General features: G+C 42.3%; 18 protein-coding genes. 3 read left to right on the top strand and 15 right to left on the bottom strand.

Annotation, left to right across the window (positions count from 1 at the left end; genetic code table 11):
* Positions 1-109: 109 nt before the first annotated feature.
* From H9648_RS03945 to H9648_RS03955, 3 genes are all read right to left on the bottom strand, one after another.
* A complete protein-coding gene (locus H9648_RS03945; protein ID WP_191752584.1) occupies positions 110-2095 on the bottom strand; it encodes a cell wall-binding repeat-containing protein in 1986 nt (661 codons plus the stop codon).
* Positions 2096-2254: 159 nt separating this feature from the next.
* Positions 2255-4270: a penicillin-binding transpeptidase domain-containing protein gene (locus H9648_RS03950; protein WP_191752585.1), complete on the bottom strand. Its 2016-nt coding sequence runs from the start codon at positions 4268-4270 to the stop codon at positions 2255-2257.
* A 144-nt stretch (positions 4271-4414) separates the two neighbouring features.
* Positions 4415-5674 carry a C40 family peptidase gene (locus H9648_RS03955; RefSeq protein ID WP_191752586.1) on the bottom strand — a complete coding sequence of 420 codons (1260 nt, stop codon included), beginning with the start codon at positions 5672-5674 and terminating at the stop codon, positions 4415-4417.
* Positions 5675-5851: 177 nt separating this feature from the next.
* Here H9648_RS03955 and H9648_RS03960 point away from each other — a divergent pair, with 177 nt between their 5' ends.
* Positions 5852-6595, top strand: coding sequence for a C39 family peptidase (locus H9648_RS03960; RefSeq protein ID WP_225218701.1), 744 nt, complete (start codon positions 5852-5854; stop codon positions 6593-6595).
* 30 nt (positions 6596-6625) lie between these two features.
* On the opposite strand, the gene H9648_RS03965 is transcribed toward H9648_RS03960, so the two are convergent.
* The 4 genes from H9648_RS03965 to H9648_RS03980 form a co-directional block, all read right to left on the bottom strand.
* The gene (locus H9648_RS03965; RefSeq protein ID WP_191752587.1) at positions 6626-6868 is read right to left on the bottom strand and encodes a DUF2584 family protein; all 243 of its coding nucleotides are present in this window, start codon (positions 6866-6868) and stop codon (positions 6626-6628) included.
* A 41-nt stretch (positions 6869-6909) separates the two neighbouring features.
* On the bottom strand, positions 6910-7401 hold the full coding sequence (locus tag H9648_RS03970; protein ID WP_191752588.1) for a VanZ family protein: 492 nt from the start codon (positions 7399-7401) through the stop codon (positions 6910-6912).
* Positions 7402-7492: 91 nt separating this feature from the next.
* Positions 7493-9004: an argininosuccinate lyase gene (argH, locus tag H9648_RS03975; protein WP_191752589.1), complete on the bottom strand. Its 1512-nt coding sequence runs from the start codon at positions 9002-9004 to the stop codon at positions 7493-7495.
* 418 nt (positions 9005-9422) lie between these two features.
* Positions 9423-9947 (bottom strand): type 1 glutamine amidotransferase domain-containing protein, encoded by a 525-nt coding sequence (locus tag H9648_RS03980; protein ID WP_191752590.1) that lies wholly within the window; start codon positions 9945-9947, stop codon positions 9423-9425.
* Positions 9948-10087: 140 nt separating this feature from the next.
* Here H9648_RS03980 and H9648_RS03985 point away from each other — a divergent pair, with 140 nt between their 5' ends.
* Both H9648_RS03985 and H9648_RS03990 read left to right on the top strand, forming a co-directional pair.
* The gene (locus H9648_RS03985; protein ID WP_191752591.1) at positions 10088-10315 is read left to right on the top strand and encodes a group-specific protein; all 228 of its coding nucleotides are present in this window, start codon (positions 10088-10090) and stop codon (positions 10313-10315) included.
* Between the two features lie 195 nt (positions 10316-10510).
* Positions 10511-12682 carry a glycoside hydrolase family 3 N-terminal domain-containing protein gene (locus tag H9648_RS03990; RefSeq protein WP_191752592.1) on the top strand — a complete coding sequence of 724 codons (2172 nt, stop codon included), beginning with the start codon at positions 10511-10513 and terminating at the stop codon, positions 12680-12682.
* Position 12683: 1 nt separating this feature from the next.
* Here the strand turns inward: H9648_RS03990 and H9648_RS03995 are convergent, their stop codons facing one another.
* From H9648_RS03995 to H9648_RS04030, 8 genes are all read right to left on the bottom strand, one after another.
* Positions 12684-12887 (bottom strand): hypothetical protein, encoded by a 204-nt coding sequence (locus H9648_RS03995; RefSeq protein WP_191752593.1) that lies wholly within the window; start codon positions 12885-12887, stop codon positions 12684-12686.
* Between the two features lie 99 nt (positions 12888-12986).
* Complete coding sequence (locus tag H9648_RS04000) at positions 12987-15398, bottom strand: beta-galactosidase (protein WP_191752594.1); 2412 nt, start codon at positions 15396-15398, stop codon at positions 12987-12989.
* Positions 15398-16615 (bottom strand): glucoamylase family protein, encoded by a 1218-nt coding sequence (locus tag H9648_RS04005; RefSeq protein ID WP_191752595.1) that lies wholly within the window; start codon positions 16613-16615, stop codon positions 15398-15400. The genes H9648_RS04000 and H9648_RS04005 overlap by 1 nt, the downstream gene beginning before the upstream one ends.
* A gap of 225 nt (positions 16616-16840) precedes the next feature.
* Positions 16841-17791, bottom strand: a complete 951-nt coding sequence (locus H9648_RS04010) for a carbohydrate ABC transporter permease (RefSeq protein WP_312035304.1) — start codon at positions 17789-17791, stop codon at positions 16841-16843.
* Positions 17792-17806: 15 nt separating this feature from the next.
* On the bottom strand, positions 17807-18667 hold the full coding sequence (locus tag H9648_RS04015) for a carbohydrate ABC transporter permease (protein WP_191752596.1): 861 nt from the start codon (positions 18665-18667) through the stop codon (positions 17807-17809).
* Positions 18648-20933, bottom strand: a complete 2286-nt coding sequence (locus H9648_RS04020; RefSeq protein WP_191752597.1) for a DUF5696 domain-containing protein — start codon at positions 20931-20933, stop codon at positions 18648-18650. Before H9648_RS04020 ends, H9648_RS04015 begins: the two co-directional genes overlap by 20 nt.
* Positions 20926-22941 carry a YIP1 family protein gene (locus H9648_RS04025; protein WP_191752598.1) on the bottom strand — a complete coding sequence of 672 codons (2016 nt, stop codon included), beginning with the start codon at positions 22939-22941 and terminating at the stop codon, positions 20926-20928. The genes H9648_RS04020 and H9648_RS04025 overlap by 8 nt, the downstream gene beginning before the upstream one ends.
* A gap of 20 nt (positions 22942-22961) precedes the next feature.
* Positions 22962-23840 (bottom strand): carbohydrate ABC transporter permease, encoded by an 879-nt coding sequence (locus H9648_RS04030; RefSeq protein WP_191752599.1) that lies wholly within the window; start codon positions 23838-23840, stop codon positions 22962-22964.
* Positions 23841-23859 lie beyond the last annotated feature (19 nt).

The raw sequence follows: 23859 nt of genomic DNA on the forward strand, positions 1-23859 counted from the left end.
ATGGTAGCATATTTAGCCATGGTAGATTATTACATGTTTATTACATATCCGACTCATTTTTCGTAATCTTTGTAATATTATGCTAAATAATGTCGTCACATGTTAACATTTACTGATTTTCAAGTGTTGTCTGAATACTTTCTGCGACAGATCCTGTCCCACCTAGAATGGTAAAATCAAGAATTTTTTTCTCTTTTACGATTGTCACAACACTTGCTGGCAATCTATCTTTCCCAGTTAGTAATAAAGGCGCATCATTCTTGCCTGCCAGCACTGAACCTGTAAGAGCATCCGCAAATGTTAATCCTGTAGCTAGGTATGCCTGATCAGTTGATAGATTCAATTCTTTAATGATATTTGTCGAAACTTCAAATCTATCTTTTCCACCGATTCTTTTCGGATTTGGAAGTTGGCTATAAACACCTGTACTTACGCTAGCTGGTCCACCTACTACAATTGTATTTTGAATACCTTCTAATGCAGCTTTTGTTTCATTAGGCAATCTAGTAGGTACTGTTAATAGTATTGGGTACTTTTGCTTTGCTGCATATGGAGCTATGGATAGGGCATCAGGAAAATTTAAACCGTTTGCCACGATGGCAGTAGTCGCACCATTGAGTTCTTTTGCAATATTATAAGAAACTTCAAACCGGTCCTTACCCGCAATTCTTCTAACTTTATTTACAAGACCGTCCACTTCGTTTAAAACATTGTTGTTGATACTCCCTGTTCCTCCCACAACAATTACTTCATCCGGCTTTAGTTTGCTGATTTCATTTCTTGTTTCAGTAGTTAATCGGTCCGATTGGGTTAAAAGAATAGGAGCGTTGTACTTATTTGCTAATGGTGATGCAGCTAGAGCATCAGCAAACGCATTATAGTTTGCCAGGATTAAAGTGTTGCTCGTGTTATCAGAGGCAAATCCCTTTTCAGCTACGTTCACTGCTACTTCAAACCGGTTCTTTCCTGCTAGCCGCTGCACTTTTCCTTTATTGGATGGTGCTTGAATCAATCCGTATCCAAAAGCAGCATCTTTTCCACCTGCTCCTAGATCAAATGTAAGGTGTTGTAATTTTGATCGAATTCCTGCATTAGATAATCCTGGATAGCGTTCTTTTAGGAGTGCTAAATTTCCAGATACAAAGGAAGAAGCAACAGATGTACCGCTCATTCTTGCATAACCATTGTTTAAATACGTACTGTATATATTGCCGCCAGGTGCAGATACCTCAACTGTTGATCCTGTTGCGGAGGTAGATAAGCGTCTATTTCCTGAATCTGTAGCAGAAACGGCAATAACCGTACTGTAGCGCGCAGGGTATTCTACAGTATCTCCGCTTCCGTTAGATTTACCATGATTACCTGCAGCCCCTACGATTAAGATTCCGCTTTTGTATGCTTTATCTAATACTGCTCTTAATGCTGGTGAATCTACTTGTTCTTCAAGTGAAAGACTTAGATTTATGATATTCATTTTATTTGTAATGGACCATTCGATTCCTTTGATAAGAGTATCAATCTCCCCTTTACCTTCCTTATCTAGCACTTTTACAGCATAAAGAAGGGCATCAGGTGCTACTCCTACCGATCCAAAACTATTGTTTTTTGCACCGATAATTCCAGCCATATGTGTGCCATGGCCATTATCATCATTATAAGATTTGGTATACGACTTATAAGACACCCCTCCAGATATTTGGAGGTCATTGTGCGGATTGATTCCTGTATCAAGTATCGCGATTTTAATCCCTTTACCTGTATAACCAGAACTCCATGCTCTCTGTGTTACTATTTTGTTTATGCCCCAGTCTGTAACTTGGGCATTGGCCTGTGTATTTGTATTGCTCTGCACAAATTCAACATTCGGGTTATTTTTAAGAATAGCAACTTTTCCAGCTGGGACAACAGCTGATACCAAAGGCAGATGTTTAAACGTATGTTTAATCTTGCCTCCTGAATTGGTCACGATTGCTGGATTTACTTTTTCGTTAAACATAATGAGTATTTCTTCTTGTTGGGTAACGTCTGCTTTTGCAATATTAATCTGTGAAAAGAAAACCATAATGACAAGTAAAAAACTGATGAATTTTTTCATTGTTTGCTCCTTAATTAATTTTTTTCATCTTGATCATCTATGAAGTGAATCTTACATTCTACTAATTATGGACCCTGTTAAAGTTCACCCCATTTTGTTATTTTCTGCAATATTATTAGTATAAAATAAAACCTCCCATTAAAGGAGGTTTTAGGAAATTTATTTTACATTTTCTTTAAATACATTTTTTACTTTCGGTGTTACATAATGACTGCCATTTCGTTTCTTAACATCTTCTATCATCATGGAAACTAGAAGTGATGGATCTTGAGTATTATATCCGACAAACCAGCCCAATTCTTTCCCATTCTTATCGTCCAGACTTGTTTTTAGTTCTGCAGTACCTGTCTTTCCAGCAAGCGGTAAGTCTTTCATAAAAGCATCGTTATGAGCAGTACCATTTTTGTTTGCTACAACCTGTACAAGGTCATCATTTATCATTTTTGCTGTATCTGAAGAAATTACACTTTCCTTCCAGACAGTCGATTCTTTTGACATATCTAAACGGGGCGCCAGCAAGTTTCCTTCATTTAAGAAAGGTGTGTAAGACATGGCTACATGTAGCGCACTCATTTGAATCTGCCCCTGACCGAAGCCACTATCAGCGAGCTGCCCTTCACTCATTCCGTCTTTTCCAATAGAAGATGCAGTGAACGGGAATGAAACAGGCACCTCTTCACCAAATCCAAATTTCTTCAAGCCTTCCGTAAACTTGCCTTCACCTAGATTTAGCGCAGCTTGAGCAAAGTAAATATTATCTGAGTAGATGAGTGCTTTTTCCAGATTTACACTAGGAACATCAGTTACCCTTGTAACTTTATAATTACCCCAAGCTTCTTTATCTTTTTGCCACGTTTTACCTGATACTTTCATTTCTGCATTAGGATTAAGCGTTCCATTTTCAAGTCCGATTGCAGCTGTTAAAGGCTTAAGCGTTGAACCAGGTGCATAAACATACTTGAAACGGTTCAACATGGGCTGCTTTGGATCGTCTGCCCATTTTTGTCTTAATGCCTTGGTTAACCCCAGTGTAAATTGATTTGGGTCATATGATGGACTATTCACTAATGCTAGTACATCACCTGTTTTTGGATGGATGGCCGATGATGTTCCAACGTCAGCTTTAATCTGATTATAGATGGATAGCTGAACCTTGCTATTAATCGTTGTTTTTACATCTTTTCCATTTTCAACTTCAGTTTGTGCAAGTATAGATTTTTCTTCACCTTTACTATCCATAATTTTTATAATGCCGCCACTCTTGCCACGCAATCGTTCTTCATACACTTGCTCAAGGCCTGCCTTACCAATCCAATCTTGTGCTGAATAGCCTTTTCCCTGTAACTTTTTCATATCCTCAGCTGAAACAGGTGCAATATAACCTGTAAGATGTGCCGCAGCTTCTTTTAAAGGATATAGACGCGTTGATTTTTTTTGGTAATCTACGCCTTCTAGAGCAATAGTATCTTTTAATTTCGGATCATCAACTGATATTTTCTTAATCGGAACTGCTTGGTCTTGTTTGACCCATGGCTGATCTAACTGCTTTTGTATCTCTTCTGTTGTCATCCCAAGTATTTTAGATAATGGTTCCAACGTTTTCGCCTTATCTTGTGGCAGTTTTTCAGGGACAATAATAATTTCTGCCGCCACACCATTTACAGCAAGAGCCTTGCCCTCGCTATCTAAAATCTGTCCTCTTTTAGGAGATATGGAAGATGCAGAAACACGATCACCTTTTTTCATGTCGGGAAAGATATGAGACGTATTCCATTGAATGCCCCACTCTTCAGTATCCTTTTTCTCCTCAAGATTTAATTTCATATTTTGAGTGAATGTTATCGGACCACCAATTGTTTCCATTTTTAATGTATAAGGAAGATTAACACTCTCGCTATTCTCTTTATCGTCTTTTTTCTGTTTTTTCATTTTTACATCTAACTTACTAACTTCTATTCCACTATATATAGATTCATAGCGCTCAACAAAATCTTTCTCAGACATTGCTTCTTGCGATTTAGTATCTAATAGCTTATACATATTCTTAAAATCTTGCTTTTCCCAATAACTAATATATTTTTCCAATGTATTCTCTGGCTTTGGAGGCTCTGAGCAAGCTGATAAAAGCCCTATACACAAGACAGTTAATAGAATAAGTTTATATATATTCTTCAAAACATATCTCCTTCTCAACTAATATTTTCATAAACACTCATTTATTATAACAAAATAGTTGGCAATATATGACTGATAAACACCTGATAGTTTGCTGATAAAGAAAAAACCTTCTGACGGATCAGAAGGTTTTTTATAGCTATTTTAATAGTTTACACGTTTAGCCCCAAGGTAAATATTTTGCCAATACGGTAGATTAAGGTTGCTTACAGTTACACCTGTACTCGATCCACTATGTACAAATTGATTGTTACCGATATAGATTCCTAGGTGTGAAGGTCCCTTGGTATACGTTTCAAAAAATACAAGATCACCCACTTCAGGCTGTGAAACAGGTGTAGTAGAATTCCACATCTGAGCAGTTGTTCTTGGAAGTGAGATGCCTTCCTTTGCAAACACATACTGAATGAATCCGCTGCAATCAAAGCCTTTAGTAGTCGTTCCTCCCCATTGATAGGGTATTCCCATAAGCTCTGAGGCATTAGCTATCACGCTAATCGTAATTTGATTTCGGGTAGTAACAGGTTGTTGTCCCTGTTTTTTTTCTACTTCTGTCATTTTATTTAACACTGCTGTCGTCACGACACCTGTTACTGCTAGACCATTTGCTCTTTGGAACTTCTCAACACTTTCTTCTGTTATAGTACCAAAATAATCAGTAATCAAGGAATACTTAAAATATCCCAGATTTTTAAGTCGTGTCTGAAGCTGAATTACTTCTGGTCCTTTACTTCCGAATTTCAGCTGAACAGTATCAGGTGTGGAAGGACTTGGTGTTGTTTGAGATGGTGCTGGAGTAGTTGGATTTTTTTTAATCTCAGCTTGTTTTTTTATCCGGTCAATCGTGTTTGCATCCGCCACTCCTGTTACTTTCAACTTTTGACTAATTTGAAATTTACGTACTGCTTCTGTCGTGATTGTTCCGTAAAATTCTGTCGTTTTGTAAAATGTGAAAAAGCCAAGAAGTTTAAGGTCTTCTTGAAGTAGCTTTACCTCTTTACCCGTTGAATTTAGTTTAAGAACTTTTTCTGGGTGTGTTGTAACAGGCTGTTTTGATTCTGAAACAGATGGTTTTGCGGGAGAAGGTCCTTCTTGATAAGATTTTTCTAATAACTTGCTGTATGTATTTTTGCCAACGATCCCATCAACTACAAGCCCGTTCACTCGCTGAAAGTCCATTACAGCTTTTTTTGTTACAGGACCAAAGTACGTTGTTGTTTCGTGATAATTAAAAAAACCTTTATTCTTTAAAAGAGACTGAAGTTCTTGTACATCTTGATGAGTAATACCTTGTTTTAACGTTTGATCACCAAGAGCTGCTTCTCCGATTACAGGTGCAGCCAAAAATGCTCCAGCAAAAGTCGAAGTCATGACAAAGCGTTTAACCAACTTTTTATTTTCCATTTCTTCCTCCTTTTACTAATTTTACTATCTCCATTTCTGTTTTTATCGACAATATCCTTTATTTATGAAGAAGAAATGTGCAATTTTTGTAGCAAATAAAGTAATCGCATGATAAACATATTTAAATGTTAAAGTGTTTGTTATTATAATGATAAAACTACCCATAAGGAGTGCTTCTTGAAAACAATTACTTTTATTTTACTTTCAGTTTTTATTGCAGGTTGCCTTATCGGCTTCTTACAAATAAAAGAAGAGGAAGTTAGAACAAAGCGGAATAATGTTCAAAACGAGAAAGAAAGTAATACCGATAAAAATGGTGCAACCTTAATAAACGATGTACCGTTAATCCAACAAATGCCTGAACTTGATCGAGGCTGCGAAGTAACTTCACTAGCAATGCTTTTGCAACATGCAGGAGTAGACGTTGAAAAAATGGAACTGGCAGAAAAGATTAAAAAAGAAAACACGCCATATAAAAATGAGAATGGAACCTATTATTATGGCAATCCAAACGATGGGTTTGTTGGGGATATTTATACGTTTGATAAGATGGGGTATGGCGTATTTCATGGCCCAGTGGCTGATCTTGCGGAAAAGTACTTGCCCGGCCGAATAGAAGATTTAAGTGGAAGCAGCTTTGATGAAGTACTTGGGAAGATAAAGAATGGCAAGCCTGTATGGGTAATCATCAATGCAGATTTTCGTGCATTACCGGAAAGTGAATTTCGAATATGGAATACACCGTCAGGACAAGTTAAAATTACGTGGAAAGAACATTCGGTGGTTATTACGGGATATGATCGTGAACACGTTTATGTAAATGATCCATTGAATAAGATGAAAAACCGAAAATTATCGCTTACTGATTTTGAAGAAGCATGGAAGCAAATGGGATCTCAGGCAATTACGTATAAAAACTAAAAGAAGGAACTCACTGTGAGTCCCTTCTAATTAATTCACGCCATGTAGATCAATGAGTTCATAGAGAAGGTGTGTGGATTCTGCTTTCCACGTCACTTCTTTTATCACAGCTTTTCCAACCGGAGAGCTGTTTTCTTTTTTTTGCACCGGTACAGGATGATCTAAAATAAACAGCTTATAGCCTTCTAAAGAAATTTCAAACATATTACCTTCAACACGTTTTTCTTTTCCAGTCGTCACTAGATTAGATTGCATCGTCATTGGCATTTGCATGTTATCACCTGCGTTCTATTTTCTTTTATTGTAGCACTAAATTAAATTCTTTTTGTACGAATTTTCTTATAGATAATTAAGGCTAACAAGATTCCAACTAACCCGCCAGTCGCATCAATCATTACATCCTCTATATGCGGCGATCGATTGGGTGTAAAGCCTTGGTGAACCTCGTCTGAGATGGCATATAAAATAGTTAGAAACCAGGAGATCAGCGATGTTAAACGGTTGTTTAAAAAATAATGGTTCAAGCCACGGTACATTAAAAATCCTAATACAAAATAAGTGAAAAAGTGTGCTGCCTTTCTTATAAAGAATTCAAGAAAATGAGCAGCTCCCAGGGCTTCAATACTAATCTCATCGCCAGCATAATGCAATTTTACTGTGGAGAACAGAGTTTCAATAATACTTAAATCTATATTTGCTGAAATCGTTGGTCTTAAATCTTGCTTTTCATATGGTTGAGAACTGGCATAAAAAATGATTCCCATCCATAAAAAGACTGGGAGCCAGTATAGCAATGTCTTTTTCATTAATACCCACCTAATATTTATATTACATTTATAACTATAACATAGGATTAAAAATAAAAATGACTCATAAAAGCTACTGAAATAAGACTTATTAAGAATCCTCGACTATTTTACTTATTAAACTTCCCAACTCGTTATCCATATTTTTAAGTCTACTATATTCCGGTTCGAGTCTAGCTCTTGCTTGTTGAATAACCAGATTTCTTTCTCCAGCCATCCTCCTCACCTCCTCCGGATTCGGTCCCCCCTGAATGCTGCGCCTTTTCACAAATTGAATCGGGCAGATGATGTCTTCCCATTCGTCTTGAGTGAGAGCCAGGTGTTCGTGATGAGCCGTCAAAATTTGTTGAACCGTTTGAAGGGGCAGTTCGTTGAGTTCTTGATTTTCAGATGCGCACTTTTTCGCAATTGTGCTCGCTATTTTGTGAGCCGCTCGAAATGGCACACCCTTTTCTTTTGCTAAAAAGTCTGCAAGCTCTGTAATCGTGATACAACATGTTTTCGCACGAGCGAGTGCTAGATCTTTGTTCACTTCCATCGTACGGATGACCGCATGCAAGAGGTGTATCACCCGGTTTGCTTTTTCATAACTTCTATATAAATGTGGCTGAAGGTCGTCCTCGGTATCCACGATATCACCAAACGGAGTGTTGTGAATCATCGCGATGGCAGCCAGTGCTTCTCCTGATGATGAACTTGCTAGTGCCCGCGAATGCTCGATAGAAACCGGATTTCGTTTTTGCGGCATGATCGAGCTGATCTGCACGTATGGATCTGCCACTTTAATAATGTCGTGTTCACGGGTAACGAGCTGAAGGAAGTCTTGAATCCAACGACCGCTATTCGTCATCAACGTTAATACAGCGGTCGCTGTTTCTATCAAATAATCCGCACCTGCAACAGCGTCGTATGAGTTTTCGATAAGTCTGGAGAAACCGAGCAGTTCACAAACTCTATTGCGGTCGATTGGAAAACTCGTTGTGGAAAGTGCTGCCGCTCCCATTGGTGAACAATTCACTGTTTCGTAAGCAGATTGAAGACGTTCGATATCTCGTAGAAGGATGTCTAGCACAGCTGTTAAGTAGTGCCCGAGCGTTGTCGGCTGTGCGGGTTGGGTGTGGGTATAGGCCGTCATGACAGTTTCCGCGTGTTCGCCGATCTTTTCTAGAAGGGCTCTTGCGAGTAAGAGTGCGCTTTCTGTAAGGGTGAGGATGTGTTCTCTTAGCACGAGACGATACATGGCGATTCCCATGTCGTTCCGGCTTCGCGCCATATGCATACTACCCGCGAGATTGGGTCCAATTTCTTCACTAATTTTGTGCTCAATCATGAAAAATAAGTCTTCGAATTGTGGATTGTAGGTTAGAGTTTGTGGGTCGATCTTCGCTATGGTTTCTACACCTCTGAGTATTTTCGCGGCTTCACTTTTATCTAAGATGCGTTGTTCAGATAGCATAATGACATATGCGCGGTGAATGTTAAACATATGTTTAAAAAGATAGTCTCTTTGGTCGTTGAATACCGGGCGCAGTAAGTGTTCTACGTATGTTTTGCCAGGAAACTCCGTGCCTTCTTGTTTGATAAAATCGTCTTTGGTTGGCATGTCTTTCACTCCTAACTGTGAAGGAATATATGTTAGTAGTGTATAGAGATCGGTGGGTGTTGGGAACTCAGTTACATCATGTTATTGGGGTTAGAGTTGGTGGAGTTATGTGAAAACCCGGTCGTCATTTGCACCGGGTTGTTTGAGCTTTTATGAATTTGTGTACCAGGTTGAATGGGGTAAAAAGGTGATGCTTAAACAGATTTACGGTACGTGTTTTTATATTTTGTTACACGTTCGCCGGTAAATGGCTTGTTTTCACCTGTTATGCACTGGGTTTTCCCCTATGAATAATGTACGAGCACCTGTAGACGACCATGTTTCACCTGTAAACCGTTCTTCATCACCTAAACATGCTAACTTTCAAAAAAAAACACCCGATACGAAAACAATCGGATGCCTCATTTAGTAACAAACTCTACTTTTTCTCCAAAACCGCAACAAACTCACGCATATAATCCGGCAAATCTGGCGGACGGCGGCTAGATACGAGGTGACCGTCAACTACGACAGGTTCATCGATCCATGTTGCGCCTGCGTTCTCCATGTCATCCTTGATTCCAGGTGTACTCGTTACTTTTTTACCGTTTAAAACCTTTGCTGAAACGAGAACCCAGCCGGCATGACAGATCTGGCCGATCGGCTTTTTGTTCTTCTCCATATGCTGAACCATCTCGATTACTTCTGGAAAACGGCGCAGCTTGTCCGGTGCCCAACCACCCGGAACTAAGATTGCATCGTAATCTCCAGCATTCACATCATCAAACGCATAATCAGCATCGGCCGGAACACCGTATTTTCCGATGTACGTCTCTCCTGCTTTTTCTCCAACCAGTTCCACGATCGCCCCTTCTTCACGCAATCGCAAAATGGGATACCACAATTCCAAATCCTCAAAATCATGATGCACGAGACTGAGCACTTTTTTACCTTTTAAACGCATGTTTAACACCTCCACTATTTTTATATCCTTAATAGCGTAACATGAATCCTAGCTGATACACTATTCTTCCACTTCCTCAGACATGTATGTTACGATTTTTTCAATAGTAAATGTAGGATACGGAAGGAGCTTGAATGAAAATGAGCAAATGCACGATTGACCACACGTTAGAAGATGTGAAGCAGAAGCTATCCGAACAATCCGCTTTTATGCCGCGGGAACTGGTGATAGAGGTTGGCGATTCTTTATCTGATGATAGCGATCAGACATATTTAAATGAAGTGTTTCATCTTTTAAAAAAGTACGACCTTGCGGATGAAAGTGAAAGAGAAGAACGTAATGCTAAACTAATTGAACTAGTGAAATGAGAAACCCGGTCCCGATACCGGGTTTTCTCTTATTTATCAACCGGTCATTGAAAGGTAATCAGAAGTTAGTGAATCGTTTCGATTTTTCATTGACTCTCAAAATGAAAGCGCTTATAATTTTTATTATCAGGTTTATCGAAACGTTTCGATTACGTCAGACCATACACATTAAACGATATCCAGGAGGTTTTCTTTATGCTTAAGCAAAACGTGCAACACTTAATTCAAGACATGACATTAGAAGAAAAGATCAGCCAGTTGGTTCAGCTTGCTACTCCTTTCTTTAAAGGTTCATCTGATCAAGGCTTCATCACGGGTCCTATGCAGGAGATGGGGATTACGGATGACGTGATTCGCAATACGGGATCTGTTCTTGGTGGATCAGGAGCTCGTGAAACGCGCAACATTCAAGACGCACATTTAAAAGAAAACCGTCATGGCATTCCTTTATTGATGATGGCTGATATCGTGCATGGTTATAAGACGATTTTTCCGGTACCTCTAGCGATCGGCTGTTCATGGGATATGGATCTTGCTGAAAAAAGTGCAGAGATCGCAGCAAAAGAAGCTTCTGTTTCTGGTGTTCACGTAACGTTCGCGCCGATGGTCGACCTCGTTCGTGACCCGCGCTGGGGCCGTGTGATGGAGTCAACGGGTGAAGATGGTTTCTTGAACAGCGAGTTCGCTCGTGCGTTCGTTCGTGGTTTTCAAGGAACAGATCTAACGAACGACAAAGACCGTGTTGCAGCTTGCGTAAAGCACTTTGCAGCATACGGTGCTCCTGAAGGCGGACGCGATTATAATACGGTGAACATGTCTGAGCGTCAGCTTCGCGAGTCTTACCTGCCTGCTTATAAAGCCGCGCTTGATGAAGGCTGTGAGATGGTGATGACGGCGTTCAATACAGTGGACGGTATTCCAGCAACGGCGAACAAAAAGCTGATGCGCGACCTTCTTCGTGACGAGTGGGGCTTTGACGGCGTGATCATCTCAGACTGGGGTGCTGTAAAAGAGCAGCTTCCACACGGTGTGGCTGAAGATGAAGCAGAAGCGGCATATAAAGCACTGACAGCTGGTGTTGACATCGAGATGATGACAACGTGCTACGTCGATCACGTGAAAGAGCTTGTGGAAAGCGGCAAATTATCGGAATCTCTCGTAGATGAATCGGTAGAACGTATCTTAACGTTGAAGCAGAAGCTAGGACTTTTTGAAGATCCATACCGTGGTGCTGATGAGAAGCGTGCGGAAGAAGTGATTTTGTGCGACGAGCACCGTGACGTAGCACGTGAACTTGCTGCTAAGTCTTGTGTACTTTTAAAAAATGAAGGCGGTGTTCTTCCCCTTCAACCCACTCAAAAAATTGCACTCATTGGCCCGTTCGCTACAAATGGCGATCTGATGGGACCTTGGTCGTGGCAAGGTGCTTATGATGATGTGGTAAAAGTGGATACAGGATTGTTAAACAAGTTGGCTGATCCTTCTCTTTTAACAGTTGCGGACGGTTGTGAGGTTGAGTCTGTGACGTCTGAGCAGCTGGAAAAAGCGGCTCGTGTTGCGAGTGATGCGGATGTGATCGTGCTCGCACTTGGAGAAGCATCATTCATGAGTGGTGAAGCGGGATGCCGTGCTGACATTCGTCTGCCCGAGCCACAGCTTCAACTGATTCAGGAAATGAAAAAGTTAGGCAAACCGATCGTAACGGTACTCTTTAACGGTCGTCCGCTCGACCTTCATGGTGTGGTAGATCAAGTGGATGCAGTATTAGAAGCTTGGTATCCAGGTACTGAAGCAGGTGCAGCGATTGCTGATCTTTTATTCGGAGACGTGAATCCGTCTGGACGTTTATCCATGTCGTTCCCTTATTCCGTTGGTCAGGTACCAGTCTATTACAATCACTTCAACACAGGTCGTCCACAGCCGACTCCAGAAAATAAAGAGCGTTATCTGTCTCATTATCTGGACATTCCGAACGAGCCTCTATTCCCGTTCGGTTTCGGTTTGAGCTATACAGAGTTCACGTATGACGATGTGAAGTTGTCGAGTGATGTGTTGACGGAGGATGGCGTCATTACAGCTTCTGTAACCGTTACAAATACAGGGGATGTTGCTGGTGAAGAGCTAGTTCAGCTGTATATTCGCGATATTGCAGGTGATGTTGTTCGTCCGGTGAAAGAGTTAAAAGGTTATAAAAAGATTGTTCTTGAGCCAGGCGTGTCCGAGGAAGTTACGTTCGAGATCACAGAAGAAATGCTTCGCTATCACCACGAGAACCTAGAGTTCAAGAGTGATGCTGGTAAGTTTACGATGTTTATCGGGAAAAACAGCCATGATGTGGTGAGTGTTCCGTTTAGATTGGTTAAATAATTTAGTAAGGACTGCTCTTGTGTTGAGCAGTCCTTTTTTTGTGTTTTACGGTACGTGTTTTTATATTTATTACGCGTTCGCCGGTAATTGGTGTGTGACCACCTGTAAAGCATGTTTTTCCACCGGTGAATCCTTCGTGACCACCTGTAACTAAGGTATCATCACCGCTAAATTTACTTTCACCACCGATAAACACTCCAAACAAGTTGAAACTCCCACTAAACAGCTCCGCTAAAAATAAAAAGACCTTGAGAGCTTCCGAACATTGCTCCCAAGGTCTCTTTTACTACTATCAAACACTATCCTATCCCATCAAAACACGCAACACATCATCCACTTTCGCATGTTTCTTACTGCGAACGAGCATTAACTCTTCATTTTCTTCAATTACATAATCAGCACTCGGTAAAATCTTCGTTCCACGTTCAAACGCGATTACATCTTCCACCTGCGTTAAGCGGAAATCGATATAGTCTGCACTCACACCGGTAATTTCAGCTGTCGCGTAAATAATTTTCACATTACCTACAGCTAGATTCATAGGCAGCATCACACCGTCTTTGCTCTGCAACAACAGCTTTCTTCCGCCGAGCAACGCCTTTCCATCTTCATAAACATTGAATTCTTTATCGAATCCGTCTAGATTCAACAGATGAAGGAAGCGCTCATCTTCCGTATCAACAGTCGATGTCATAAAGATGCCGTGGTGAGGGTAATCATGCGTTAGTTTCGCACGACTACCTAGTCGTTCAAGTGCTGTTTTAAAGAAAGGCAAATCGCAGCGATAGAAGCTGGCGATCACGATTGCGCGTCCATTCCCTACTTCAGACTCAAAGCCACACACATCATCAGATCCGTACACTCTAAAAATAGGAGTCACATTCGGTCCGACTTCAAAACGCTGAACGAAGCCTGAACGAATTTCTGGCTGAGCTGAAGCCCAGTTGTCTCCATAGATAGAAAGATAGTTTCCGTGACCATCACGGCTTATCCCTTTATACGACACACCAAGCGCTTCCGCTAATAGCGTACAGTCCTTCCCTTCCATATCAAATAGAGGGACCTCACCGTACAGAAGAATTTTTCCGCCTGTTTTCAAATAGTTTACGAGTTTCTCTTGAATCGCACTGTCCATGTAACGAGCGGATGGCAGCGCTAGGACAGGCGTTTTCGTCACATCCAATGGTTTGTTCTGAACATCGACCGCTGTAAAACGGTAACCGTTCAGCAGCATGGCACGGCCCATGATCTCCCAAACGCCAGCACCGCGGTTCGCCTCAATGTTCGAGAGAATCTCACGCATTACTTCACTCTTCGGATAACGATATTCGGTCATGTAATAATCCGGGATGAACGCAAACGATACTTCATCTCGTTCTTCGTTCATACGCGCGAGCTTATCACTCACCGCCATCACACTTTGGTTCACGCGTGACATGCGCGGAAACGTATAGTTGTAGTCGCCTTCTGGACCGATTGGTGCTGCGAAACCGTGACGTTCACCAGTTGAGGCAATGCGGTCGTTACCATCGTCAACAAGCGTATGAAGTCTAGCATTTTTCCCGCCAGCAAACAGGTAATAGTTGATGAGTCGGTTTCCTTGAGCAAGACACATTCTAAACTTAAAATCCGCTGCTGATGGATCATAGCGCTCGCCTAACGTTTCACCAAAATTTCCGTCACCACAGTTGAACTCCACAGACGTTAACGGCTGATCTTCGTTATGGACGGCTTCCATCAGACCGTTGATGATGTAGAGGTCTTGAAAGGTTTTCATGTCAAGATCGCCAAAATAAATATCAGAACCCGAGATATATCCAGGTCCTTGGTTATACGTTTCATATAGCTGGCTGATTCCGATCGGGTACGTGAATCCTCGTCCTCCGCCTGTTCCGTGGATGTTTACGACGAATGGAATGTCTTTTACTCCGAACTCTTCCGCATACTCTCTTAAAATCGCGATATATTTAGCGAATCGGTAGCGCATGTAATAACCAAGATCCTTTAACAGCTGCGCCGCATACTCTTCTTTCGGAGAGCGGAATGCAGCGTTTCGTTCAGCACTTTCTTCCACCGAGAACGGATAGCGGTCAGAAATGTTATCACCGTATCGTTCACTCAACCAATTTGATAAATCGTTCAGCACATTATCCGTCAGATCAGGTGTGTTGCTCACCCAAGACAGCATACCGATCTCATTATCAAGCTGAAACGCGATGATTTTTCCGCCGTTCGGATAGATGCGCGGCGTAACCACTTCCATCACTTTTTCATAATACTTCCGAACTTCTTGTAAAAATCCTGGCGCAAGATAATCCACGGTTGGTGTAGTCGGTTCGCTTTCGTCCCAACCAACCGGAATGATCTCCGGATGCTTCTCATACACCCAATAAGGAAGTCCTTCGTTTTTCATCTCGGCCATGATGAACGGACCGGGACGAACAAAGAAATAAAAGCCGTTTTCCGTACAAAGGTCGATGAAGCCGGCAAGGTCTGTTTCAGGACGTGTTTTACCAGTAAAATCAAACTGCCCTTCTACCGGCTCATGCCAAAGCCATGGCACATAAGTGGCCACGGCGTTACATCCTGTTTCTTTTAGCTTGTTCAAACGGTCTTGCCAATCGCTTTTATCAAGACGGTAGTAATGAATCTCTCCGCACGTGATCAGAACGGGCTTGCCGTCGATGATGATCTGTTTGTTCTTAATCTCAATCATTATGCCGGACTTCCTTCTGTCTTTTTCCAACCTAACAGGTCAGCACCTTGTTTCACATACTTATTTTTCATGAAAAGATCCCACACGAGACCAGATTGATAGTTTTCGATCATTAGAAGCGTGATTCCCTTGTCGATTCCGATTACATGGTCAGAATACCAAGCTGGCGTTACATCGAGGTTATAAGAATCTTGGAAACCATACTCACCCCATAGCTGTGGATGTTCTTCGTAAAAATACTTCATCGCCGCGATCGATTCTTCTGGTGTGAACACGATTGAACCGGCTGCTCCCGTCGGTGCGACCGTACCTTCTAGTTCAGGCTCACACCCTTCATAATAAGGAGGAGCACCTGGAACACGGTAGCCAGTCGGACTCGCACAAGCTGTTAAACCCCAAGCATTTTCGTGATACGTCTTAAACTCACTCGATTTTTCTTTACAGAACGCACGGTTCGCAAGAGATGCTCTTACCGAGTTCTCGTACCAATTGATTCCGTCTCCGTCGACGATATCTCTAAAATCGATGAACGCATGCGAATATTGGTGAACAAACATCGCGTTCCCTGGCGCGTGAATGTACTCGTAATCTTTGTACGTTCCTTTTCTGCGTTCGAAGCCGTCATAAATTTTTGCAGGAACCGGATGTGTAGGAGACGCAACGCCAAGCACATACGTCATCATCTGCTCCGCGTACATATCCCAGTGATGGAAGCCGCCCGTTTCCGGGTTGTAGCCCATGTAGAACTGGTTAACCGGCTCGTCATAATACACGTTCCAGTCGATGCGAGCGTAGATCTTCTCAAATAGCTCGGCGATCTCTCCGCCAAAATATTCAGCAGATGTTACAGCACCACATAGGAAGATTCCCGTATCGATGATCGACGCACAGTCGTACCACTCTTCGTTTTTCTTCGCCGTCTGCATATTTAAGAAATGGTAAAAGAAACCGCTCGCGTGTTCCACGTTGTTTAAGAATGTTTCAAGCGTCCCTTTCGTACGCTCGTATCCTTCTTCTTTCGTGATCCAGCCGCGCTCGATTCCGATGATGATCGCCGTTAATCCGAAACCGTTTGATGCGATACTTGCTACTTTTTTATTCGCAGACTGATCCAGGATCAACCCGTATCCCGGGCTGTTTTTATCCGTGTTAGCTTCGTTCCAAAAGAAATCAAAGCATCCTTTTGCTTCAAGGTCCAATAGTTTCTGTGTATCCATCGTTATTCCCCTCTCTTTTTGTGGGTTTTTAAACCATTTAAAGTGAAGATCGTTTCATTCCGCTCCAGGTGCTTCGCTTTCCGCGGGGCGACCGGTGAGCCCCTTGCCGCTTTGCGCCTTTAAGGGTCTCACCTGACCGCTCGTCCCGCAGGAGTCTCACACCTTCTGCTCCATTCCACTATTTCTATGAAGAATTTCACCAAAGAATGAAGACCCAAACTCGTATTACTCCCCAGTAATCCCCGAACGGTCCACGCCTTCAACAAACCAGCGCTGCGTGATAAAGTACACGATCAATAATGGCAGAATCGACAAGACTGTTCCTGCCATCTTGATTCCTTCGTTCAATTGATTGCCGCCACTCACTCCCATCTCAGCAGGGAACATCTGCTGATACGTCGCAACGAACTTCTGCAGCTGCAGCGGTAGTGTTGTTAACGCATCTCCAAAATAGATTGCGGCCAGATACGTTTCGTTCCAATACCAAACGAATGAGAACAAAAACGAGATAATGATCGCAGGCAATGCCATCGGTAAGGCGATTGTGAAGAAGATTCGAAAATGTCCTGCCCCGTCAAGCTGAGCCGCTTCTTCCAATGCTTTTGGCACGGCTCTAAAAAACTGATAAAAGATCAGGATAAAGATCGCGCTGTTCAACCCTTGTCCGAACGTTGCCGGAAGCAAGAACGCACTCAAACTGCCAAGAATGTTCAGCTCATTAAAGAAGATGTATCTCGGAATGAGTGTTACTTGCGGCGGAATTATAAACGTTGCGAGCACAAGAACGAACATGATCTTTTTCCCGCGAAAATCAAATCGAGCGAGACCGTATCCGACTACTGCTGCAACGGCTGTCTGCGCCAATGCAGGCAGAACGGTCACATACAATGTTTCCATCAATGTTGAGAAAAAGTTTAGCACTTTGTTCGCCTGCTCATAGTTTCCGGTATAAAACTGCGTTGGAATCCAGTTCACGAGCGGGTTCAACAGATCATCCAAACTTTTAAAGCTGTACACACCCATGTAAAGAAGCGGATAGAGGTACACGAATCCGATCCCTACCAAGAGTCCGTAGATCAAGAGCTTATAAAGAAGACCATCTGTCCCCTGCATGCCCAAAAACATGCGTTTTGTTTTTAAGTAATACTTGTTCACTTGCTGTGTTTTGGTTTGCACATTGATCACATCCTCTTAGGTGTATTTTTTCTTTCTTTTTACCGTCATCACACCAACCGCGATTGAAAGCGCCGCGGCGATGATCAGGAAGTAGATCCAAGATAGTGCTGAAGCATAGCCATAACCTGTGTCCACTTTAAACATGTTTTTCTGAATATGCTCGATGATCGGATTCAGCGAGAATACCGAATACGTTACGATTGTGTAGATCAAGTTAACGATGATCATGGGCTTAAGGCTTGGCAGGGTGATCTTCCAAAAGAACTCCCAGTTGCTCGCACCGTCGATCTTCGCCGCTTCAAAGATCTGCTTGTCCATCTTTTGAAGTGCAGCAAGGAAAATTAAGATCTGTACGCCTGAATACCACAGAATCACGATCAGGTTTTTTATTAAATACAGTAAGATTCCGTTAAAGAAGCCATCAGGGTTATCATTTAACGCCTGATAGATCGCGTATTGTTCAATAGAAGGAATCGTCGTGATTCCTTGATCGATAAGCTCCTTAATAACCGGTCCGCTGGCAATGATAACCGGCAGGAAGAAGATCGTACGGAACAATCCGCGGAACTTAATCTTTTGGTTCAACAACAGAGCGATGATCAATGAAAAGACGATGATGATTGGAACCGAGATGACCATCTCTTCTAGATAGGTTAGGACGCGGTCAACGAACGTTCCATCGACCGAAAACGCATATTCATAGTTTCCAAAGCTCACAAAGTTCGTTTTAATACCATCCGTTGTGATCTTTACTTCCTGAAAGCTTAAAAAGAGCGAGTATAGTAGCGGAAACGCCGTAAAAATGAGAAAGCCGAGAATCCATGGTGAAACAAACAGCAATCCTGTAAGATTTCTGTTATTGCCTAGTCGTTTCATCGCTTTCTCCCCCTTCTGTTACCGCAAAATCCTTAGGTTTCACTTCAGTACCATTACTTTTGTAAGAAGCGTTCGTATAGTTGACGACGATCACTTTTCCGTTGGAGTATTCCACTTCAACAACACCAGTCTGTGGAACAGTACGGCTGATGATTTCTTCGCCTTCCACCTCACCAAGACTATTCTTGATGTTTTCGTACTGATACAAAATCTTCTCTTTCCAGATTGAGTATTCCGATGTATAAACGTCACTCGATGCTGTTTTAGCAAGAAGATGTGACGCTTCCTTCGTTAAAAGATACGATGGATACGCACCGTACTCGATCATGCGCAGCATCTGATCTTCCGAATCTGACTGAAAGTTCGAGAATGGCGCGTAGTATGGCATGTAGCCTTTTAGCACAATCTGCAGAAACGGCACCGTATCTGTTTCAAACACATAGTTAGACGCGTTCATCGGAATGTCGAGATAGCGATCGGTCTGATTCCATAGATACGTGTTTGGCTCATAAAGGGCGACATTCCCAATTTCTTTGTTGAGTGTGCCAAACAGCTTTTGATACGTTTTGATCGTTTGGTTTCGCTCGCTCGATTTTTTTCCGCTAAAGTCAGAGAACAGTGTGTAACCGCTCGTATCGATTGCTACGTTTGAAATGCCTTGTTTCTTAAATTCCTTTGCATCTTCTTTTGCGATCGCAAGAGATTTTTCTGGTGATAGATAATAGAGTGTCTTCTTATCTTCACTGTGTGAGATCGTCTCTGCACTAATCTTTTTTGCTACGTCTTTGCTGCCGGAATAGCCGGATGCTCCGTCGTACGCTTTTGTGTAGTCGCTATAAAAATAAAGCGGAATATTATCTTTTTTAAGACTATCGATCGTGTCCTTCACGTCGTCACTGCTTCCGAGCTCACTTTCAAATGGAAACTTCTGAGGCAATGTACCGGTTAGCCCGCCATCTGACCAGCCTTTATAAACGACGAACAGATCATCGATGTCTTTTTTGAGCTCTGACGTCATTCTCGGAATGTCTGTCACCTTCGTCATTGGAAGAACAGAGTCCCACAACAGACCTTCCTTCACTTCGCCACCTAGAAACTCAAGTCTGACACCGGTTTTGTCGTCGTCCTTTTCTAGCTGTTTTGTATCAGAAAGATGGTTTTGATACGCTTTTGCCATGCCTACATAGTCAGCGTCATCTTTCTGTAAGAACATGTACCTCAGCTTAACGCCGAACGGGTTTTTCGTTTTTTGATACAAGTTCAAACCTTTCATGTTCTTACTCGTCGGCTGATAATATTCTTTTCTAAAATGAAATTCAGAAGAGATCCAGTTAAAGTCAGTCGAAACACCTGACGGATACGCTAAAATGTCACCATGCGTATAGCCTTCTTCGATCACGGCAAGAAATCCGTTCTGCTTCACACCGTGAACCGTTCCGAATATCGGCATCTTAATCTGCTCGACCGGTGTTACTTTTTCATCTTCTTCCTTCTTCACTTTCGTTTTCAAAAAGGCTTCATCATCACCGTAAATGGATCCAGTAAACGGTGCATCGGCTTTCGTTCCGTTCTTTTCATAACGAATCAATGCACCTGATCCATCTGGGATGAACATGTACCCGCTGATGTCACTCTTGTTCACGGCACCTAAAAACGGATAAACTCGCATAGAGATGAGCTTCGTGTACTTGTTTTCTCTGATCTCATTCTCTGGAATAGATACAACTAGATCATTTTCTTGGAGTTCCACGTTCAGTTCAAATTCTAATTTTGACTGGTTCATGTAAAGAGACGCCGTGAACCCTTTATCGTTCATCTTCACACGAGGTCTTGAATCGTTTGTCGTGATGCTCTCGGTTTTCACTTTTCCGCGACGATCCATATAATCAACGGTGATCGCTGATTGAGCCATCTGTTCCCACGTTTTGTTCAGTCGGTACTGATCAGGATTATCGAGCCCAGAGTTCCAAACGTATTTCGTTTTCTTGTTCTCGATCTTGATCGCGAGCGTTTCTTCATTCACATAAAGAGCAAGATTTTTATTCTCGGCAGCTTTTTCAAAGCCTTGGAACGAATTTTTTTGCTTGGTCGGAGCCGTATCTTCTTTCTCTGGCTTCGTAAACGATGAAGATGTATACTTCATCACATTTTGACTCTTTTCCGTTGGTACGGGAGGCTGCTCCGTACTTTTCTTATCATCTTGCGCGGCGAATACAGAGATCGGTACGAGCAAGGTAAGAAGCGCGATGCTTATCTTTTTATACACGAAGAACAGCCTCCTTTATGATGGAATAAACAAAATCGTATACTTGATCGATCAACACGAATACGATGAAAACGACAAGAAGCATGATCACCATACCGAACAGCGTGACGAAGATGTTTCGGATCGTGTCTGAGAACGTATAGTTGTGGATCTCTTTCAGCATGATGAAAAGGATGATCAGGCACCATGCGTAAATGATACGAATTGAGAAAACATAAACAAACGCTTCATTATATGTGAGCACGTTCGACAAAAGAGTCAGGATCGGGCTGAACACAAGAAACGGAGCGAGTGAGTAGATCGTTCCGATATAAATGTCCTTAAACCTTCCTTCACCGTCGTTGATCGTACTAACGAGATAGTTCACAACAATAAACAACGCGAGTGGTACGAGCAGTAAGAGAAGCTCGCCGACTAAGTTCGCATCACTGCTCACCGTTTTATAGATAAACCCGGTATAGAAGCGGCTGTAAATATACTCGACGATTAAGATTACATATAGGATCGTCGCTGATAGAATCGACGCGTATTGTTTTCTTTTCAAATAATAAAAACTGTCGATCGGATGACGGAAGAACTTGAACAGAAAGAGCAGTTCTCCTATCAATCTCTGTTTCTTAATCGCGCCGATCCTTCTGCGTGGCTGATTCAAAATGCCTTTCTTTTTGTCGATCACTTTTACGATATAATACAAAATGGCGAAGAGGATCAACGCGAACAACACTGTCTCCAGGTTCTCTTGCATCCACGCGTGACGGACTTCCCAGAACGAATCGGAATAACCGAACACGTCGTTAGCAAACTGGTATTCTTCTAGCGCCTTATCATAGTCTTGCTGTTTGTAGTAAGCAGAGCCCATGGCAGAATGCGCGAGACCGAACGAAGAGTTCATCTCCAGCACTTCTTCCCAATACTTCTGACTCTCTACATAACGGCCTTCTTTAAAAAGCGCGATTCCTTCGTGCACTTGTTTTGAAAAAGCAGTAGATTCAAAGACTTGGATCATGCCGCGTTCTTTGTCTGTTACGTACAATCTGCCATCAGGATCGATCGTGATGCCTGTCGGCTGTTTGAACAAGCCAAGACGGTTCGTTCCGTCGTCTTTACCGCCGAAGATGAATAGCAAATTTCCGAAGCTGTCATATTCATAGATCTCACCGGTGCTTGATACAACGAACATGTTTCCATCATGATCCACCGCGATATCTTGCAGTGACTTCTCATCGGAGATATCCGGAAACAGCATATTTTTTCCGGCAACGTTCAGCTTTTTGATGACTTCGTTTGTCGTTCCTTCTGTAACGGAATAAACGAGACCTTGATCATCAAGCGCGATGTTGTCTGGCGCGGGAGGTGTTTTCATGAACATATTTGCTTTTTTACTCTCTGATGTGAGAAGCTTCTGCAAAAAAGTTCCAAACGATCCTTCGGTGCTGTTTACACCGTAATAGCCGAGAAAACCGCCATCTTTACTAAGCTGGATGATTCCGTTCGTTGATCCTTCACTGATTACATAGATGCTGCCGCGACGATCGACGGCTACTTTTTGCGGTTTAAAAGAAGAGCTTTTACCGAAAAGCGGTGAATCCGGCTTTCCATATTGTTCCTCGACCTTGCCGTCTTTTGAAAAGCGGAATACCTTTTCTTCTTCATAATCCGCTACAAAGATTTTTTCATTTTCGTCAACATAGACGCCAGTTGGTGATTTTAATACACCTTTTCCGATCTCTCGGACAAATTTACCGTTTCTGTCGGCGACGAGAATCTTCTTAGCACCAGAATCCGCGATATAAAGGTTTCCTTTTGTATCAGAGAAAATATCTTCCGGGTTCATGATCTCAACGTCTGGCAACAAGGTGCCGACCGGTGTGTAGGCAGTCTGTGTTTCGATCGTCTGACCGTCTGCTGATAATGTTTCTGTCTGATAAGGGACAGATGCAGAAGCGATAGATGAGATCGGAACAAGCAGGAATACCAATAATGCTACAAATTGGGCAATGCGCTTCATTTCTCCCCCCTCCTACTTTCTTACTTGATTCCTGAGTGGGCCATCGTGTTCATCACCTGGCTCTGCAGAATTATAAAGATGATTAGATTTGGTACGAACATGATCAAGGATGCCGCTGCTGCGAGTCCTTGTCCTGCTACGTTATTTCCTTCAACCGTTGAAGTTAACGTCGACATATAGAACGAGAATGTCTTCAGTCCTTCATCGTTCACATAGAGCGACGAACTTTCGATGCTGTTCCAAACGAGCTGAAACGATAGGATCGCGATGGTCGCGATCGCAGGTTTGACGAGCGGTATGATGATCCGTACGAAGATCTGAAAATCAGATGCTCCGTCAAGCCTCGCCGCTTCGAGCAGTTCATCGGGTATCTGATCGATGAACTGTTTGACGAGAAACAGACCGATCGGCATCGCGAGCAACGGTAGGATATGAACCAAAAACGTATTGATCAAGCCGAGTTCATCGATCAACAGGTAACGCGGAATCATAACCGCTGCCGGTACGAACATGAGCGCTAATGTGTTGATCTCAAAGATCGCTTTTTTCATTCTGAAATTTTTCTTCGATAGCGCGTAGCCTGCCATCGTGCTGATGATAACGGTTAGAACAACAACGATCAGCGTCACGACAACAGAGTTGAACAGAAAGCGCGACATCGGAACACCAGTATCGTTCGTCTTTGTAAAAAGGTCTACAAAGTTCTGAAATGTCGGGTTATCTACAAAAAAGCGCGGTGGATACGCGAACAGTTCATCGATCGGTTTAAACGCATGAAAGAATATATAGACGATCGGCAAAGCCATAAAGATAGCCAGTGGAATCAGAAATGCAAGAAACTTCAGCTGACTTCTATGAAACTTTGACGGGTTCATTCTTGTCCCTTGAAAGGCTGACATGTTGATCACTCCTTTTTCG

The organism is Fictibacillus norfolkensis, from assembly GCF_014836645.1.
GTDB lineage: Bacteria > Bacillota > Bacilli > Bacillales > Fictibacillaceae > Fictibacillus > Fictibacillus norfolkensis.